The sequence below is a fragment of the Isoptericola sp. NPDC057191 genome (assembly GCF_042670225.1).
Lineage (GTDB): Bacteria > Actinomycetota > Actinomycetes > Actinomycetales > Cellulomonadaceae > Isoptericola.
Genome location: NZ_JBHUWC010000258.1, coordinates 1 through 4056, shown reverse-complemented (window position 1 = coordinate 4056; position 4056 = coordinate 1). Strand labels below are relative to the sequence as shown.

The 4056-nt window shown below is 70.8% G+C and carries 4 protein-coding genes; all 4 read right to left on the bottom strand.

Annotation, left to right across the window (positions count from 1 at the left end; translation table 11 throughout):
• Nucleotides 1–128: 128 nt before the first annotated feature.
• From ACFT55_RS19380 to ACFT55_RS19365, 4 genes are read right to left on the bottom strand one after another with little or no spacing between them, the layout of a single operon-like run.
• Nucleotides 129–956, bottom strand: a complete 828-nt coding sequence (locus tag ACFT55_RS19380; protein ID WP_380245481.1) for an ABC transporter ATP-binding protein — start codon at nucleotides 954–956, stop codon at nucleotides 129–131.
• A complete protein-coding gene (locus ACFT55_RS19375; RefSeq protein ID WP_380245480.1) occupies nucleotides 953–1879 on the bottom strand; it encodes an ABC transporter ATP-binding protein in 927 nt (308 codons plus the stop codon). The genes ACFT55_RS19380 and ACFT55_RS19375 overlap by 4 nt, the downstream gene beginning before the upstream one ends.
• On the bottom strand, nucleotides 1876–2943 hold the full coding sequence (locus tag ACFT55_RS19370) for an ABC transporter permease (protein ID WP_380245479.1): 1068 nt from the start codon (nucleotides 2941–2943) through the stop codon (nucleotides 1876–1878). The genes ACFT55_RS19375 and ACFT55_RS19370 overlap by 4 nt, the downstream gene beginning before the upstream one ends.
• Nucleotides 2936–3928: an ABC transporter permease gene (locus ACFT55_RS19365; RefSeq protein WP_380245478.1), complete on the bottom strand. Its 993-nt coding sequence runs from the start codon at nucleotides 3926–3928 to the stop codon at nucleotides 2936–2938. The genes ACFT55_RS19370 and ACFT55_RS19365 overlap by 8 nt, the downstream gene beginning before the upstream one ends.
• Nucleotides 3929–4056: the final 128 nt, after the last annotated feature.

Sequence of the window (4056 nt, the reverse complement as noted above, 5' to 3'; positions counted from 1 at the left end):
GACGTATCCCTCCCGAAGTGGAGGGCGCCCTGGCGCCCGTGAACGCGTCCGCGCGAAGAAGCCTCCGACCCGCGCGACAGCGACCACAGCACGCGACACCGCGCGACAGCGACCACAGCGACCACCGGTCAGCGGACAGCGAGCTCCGCCCGCACCTCCGCTCGCAGCCGCCCGTGCCGCGACGGCTCGGGAGCTGCGGCGAGCAGCGTCTTCGTGTAGTCGTGCTGCGGGTCGAGGATGACCTGGTCGGACGGCCCCCGCTCCACGACGTCGCCCCGGTACATGACGATGATCTCGTCGCTGAAGTGCCGGGCGGTGGCGAGGTCGTGGGTGATGTAGAGGACGCCGAGGTTCTCCTCGCGCTGCAGCCTCGCGAGCAGGTTGAGCACGCCGAGCCGGATGGACACGTCGAGCATGGACACGGGCTCGTCGGCGACGAGGAACCGCGCGCCGGGCGCGAGGGCTCGGGCGATGGCGACGCGCTGCCGCTGCCCCCCGGACATCTCGTGCGGCCGCTTCACGGCGTAGAGCGCAGCAGGGGTGAGGTTGACGCGCTCGAGCAGGTCGTGGACCGCGGGCTCCAGCGCCGCGCCGCTGGTGACGCCGTGCAGACGCAGGGGCCGCTCCAGGTGGTGGGCGACGGTGTGGTACGGGTTGAGCGACGCGAACGGGTCCTGGAAGACCATCTGCACCTGGTGCCGGTAGGACGCGAGGGCCTTCCCCCGCCGCGCGACGGGGACGCCGTCGAGCAGGATCTCGCCCGTGGTGGGCGTCTCGAGCTGGGAGATCATCTTGGCGACGGTCGACTTGCCGGACCCGGACTCCCCGACGAGGGCGATGGTCCTGCCCGGTTCCAGGGTGAACGACACGTCGTTGACGGCCCGCAGCCGGGTGCTGCTCATGCCGTTGCGGACCTTGAACTCCTTGACGAGGTGACGGACCTCGAGGCTGCTCATGACGCCTCCCCCTCGGTGGCGGCCTGCGGGACGCCGGTGCGGACGAACGAGCCACGGTCGCCGGTGAGGCTCGGGAACGAGCTCAGCAGCTGCCGCGTGTACGGGTGCTGGGCGCGCGCGTAGATCACCTCGGCCGTGTCGAGCTCGACGATCTCGCCGGCGCGCATGACGGCGATGCGGTCGCTGATCTCGAGCAGCAGGGGCAGGTCGTGCGTGATGAACACGACGGCGAAGTTGAACCGCTCGCGCAGCCGCATGATCTCGCGCAGGATGCCGCGCTGGACGACGACGTCGAGCGCGGTGGTCGGCTCGTCCATGATCATGACCTGCGGGTTGAGCGCCATCGCCATCGCGATCATCACGCGCTGGCGCATGCCGCCGGAGAGCTCGTGCGCGAAGCTGTCGAGTCGTGACGGGTCGACGCCGACGAGCTCGAGGAGCTCTGCGGAACGTGCGGCCCGCTCCTTCTTGCCCAGCTCGGGCCGGTGGGTGGTGAGGACGTCGCCGAGCTGCTTGCGGACGCTGATCACCGGGTTGAGCGAGTTCATCGCGCCCTGGAAGACCATGGAGACCTTGTCCCAGCGGAACGCCCGGAGCGCGTCGCCGGTGAGGCCGACGACGTCGATGTCCGTGCCGGTGGCGTCGTGGAACGTCACCTCGCCGGAGCGCAGGATCGCCGGCGGCTTGAGGAGCCGGTTGAGTCCGTAGGCGAGGGTCGTCTTGCCGCAGCCGGACTCTCCGGCGAGGCCGAGGATCTCGCCGCGGTGCAGGGTGAGCGAGACGTCCTGCACGGCCTGGACGGGCGGGTCGACCTCGTACTCGATGGTCACGTGCCGTGCGGTGAGCACGGGTTCGAGCCCGGCCACGTGCGCGGCGTGGGCCGCGGAGCTGAGGGGCCCCGTCGTGGTGGCGGCGGCGGTCATACGTCGACCCTCTCCTTCTGGCCGGGCGAGTCCTGCGGGTCGGGCGCGTCGCCCTCGGGAGCCGACGCCGTGGCGGGCACCGCCGAGCCGCGGCCGAGCCTGTCCCGGCCGGCCCGGCGGGCCTCGCGGACGCTCTTGGCGGCGGCGGGCGCGAGCCGCAGCTTCGGGTTGACGATCTCGTCGATGGCGAAGTTCACGAGCGACAGCCCGGTGCCGAAGAGGGCGATCATCAGGCCCGGCGGCACGAACCACCACCAGGCGCCGCGGGAGAGCGCGCTGCCGCCCTGCGCCTCGTTGAGCATGGTGCCCCAGGTGATCGCGCCGTTGGGTCCGAGGCCCAGGTAGGACAGGCCCGCCTCGCCGAGGATCGACAGGACGATGGCGAACAGGAACTGTGACGCCAGGAGCGGCAGCAGGTTGGGGAGCACCTCGACGAGGATGATCCGGGGGGTCTTCTCGCCGGCGACGCGGGCCGCGGAGACGTAGTCGCGGACGCGCAGGGACCGCGCCTGCGAGCGCAGCACGACGGCCCCGCCCGCCCAGCCGGTCACGCCGAGGATGAGGGCGACGAGGAGGGTGCTGCGCACCTGGAGGTAGCTGGCGATCACGATCATCAGCGGCAGGCCGGGGATGACGATCATGATGTTGGTGATCAGGGACAGGACCTCGTCCGTCCACCCGCGCACGTACCCGGCGACGACGCCGAACAGGAGCGCGAGGACGATGGCGATGAGCCCTGCGGTCACCCCGACGAGCAGGGAGCCGCGCGCGCCCTCGGCGAGCTGTGCGAGCACGTCGTAGCCGAGGCTGGTGGTGCCGAGCCAGTGCCCGGGCTGCGGCGGCAGCATCGGGTCGTTGGCCGAGCTGTGCGGGTCCTGCGTGACGAGCGGGCCGACGAGCGCGAACAGCACGATCGCGCCGACGAGGAGCAGCCCGGCGAGGAGCTTGCCCGACATCGTGGGCATCATCTGGCGCACGGCGGACCTCGGGGCCGGCGCGGTGGCGACGGCGGGCGTCGCGTCGGCGGGCGTCACGTCGGCGGTGGTGGTGGGGGTGTCAGTCATGGTGGCGCGTCCTCGGGTCCAGGAAGCCGTAGATGAGGTCCATGAGGAACAGGGCCGCGAGGACCGCGAGCGTGATGACGAGGAAGACTCCCTGCATCAGCGCGTAGTCGTTGTTGCGCACCGCCGTGATCATGAGCTTGCCGACGCCGGGGTAGGTGAAGACCTGCTCCATGACGAGGGAGCCGGCGACGACGAAACCGAGGGAGACGCCGAACCCGGCGAGGGACGGCAGTGCCGCGTTGCGCATGGCGTAGGTGGTGAAGACGCGGCGGGGTCGCAAGCCCTTGGCCTCGGCGGTCGTGACGTAGTCCTCCGACAGGGTGGAGACCATCATGTTGCGCATCCCGAGCAGCCAGCCGCCGACGGACGAGATCACGATCGTCACGGCGGGGAGGAAGGCGTGGTAGAGCACGGAGCCGACGAAGGCCCAGCTCCACTCGGGGCCGTTGAAGTGGAAGACGTCGTACGCGCCGATGATCGGGAACCACTGGAGGTTCACGGCGAACGCGAAGATGAGGACGAGGGCGACCCAGAAGTACGGCAGCGACTGCAGCATCGTGGTGCTCGGGACGAGGCCGTCCACCCAGGTGCCGCGCTTCCAGCCGGCGAACGCGCCGAGCCCGATGCCGAGCACGAAGGAGATGATCGTGGCGGTGCCGACCAGCCCGAGGGTCCACGGCAGCGCGTCGCCGATGAGCTGGGTGACCGGCGTCGGGAAGTTCGTCACCGAGACGCCGAGGTCTCCGGTGAGGACGTTCTTCCAGTACTGGACGTACTGCTCCCCGAGGCTGAGGTCCTCGCTGGCCCCGAGGAGGAGCCGGATGCTGTTGAGGGTGCTCTCCGAGACGTCCCCGGCACGTTGCAGCTTGGCCATGAGGATCGTGAACGGGTCACCCGGCAGCAGCCGCGGGATGAAGAAGTTCAGGGAGATGGCGGCCCAGAGGGTGACCGCGTAGAAGGCGATCCGCCTCAGGTAGAACTTCATGGGGTCGGGCCGCCCTTCGGGTTCGCGGGCATGCGGCTCCTCCTCGGTGGGTGCGTCACGTCGTCGTGGTGCTGGTGGTGCCGGCGCGGGTGCGCGGGGACCGGGTGACCGGCGGGCGGGGGTGCCCG

Excerpts from the sequence above, each read along its gene's own strand:
- ACFT55_RS19380 (WP_380245481.1), bottom strand. The coding sequence starts at position 956 with ATGAGCAGCCTCGAGGTCCGTCACCTCGTCAAGGAGTTCAAGGTCCGC.
- ACFT55_RS19375 (WP_380245480.1), bottom strand. The coding sequence starts at position 1,879 with ATGACCGCCGCCGCCACCACGACGGGGCCCCTCAGCTCCGCGGCCCAC.
- ACFT55_RS19370 (WP_380245479.1), bottom strand. The coding sequence starts at position 2,943 with ATGACTGACACCCCCACCACCACCGCCGACGTGACGCCCGCCGACGCG.
- ACFT55_RS19365 (WP_380245478.1), bottom strand. The coding sequence starts at position 3,928 with ATGAAGTTCTACCTGAGGCGGATCGCCTTCTACGCGGTCACCCTCTGG.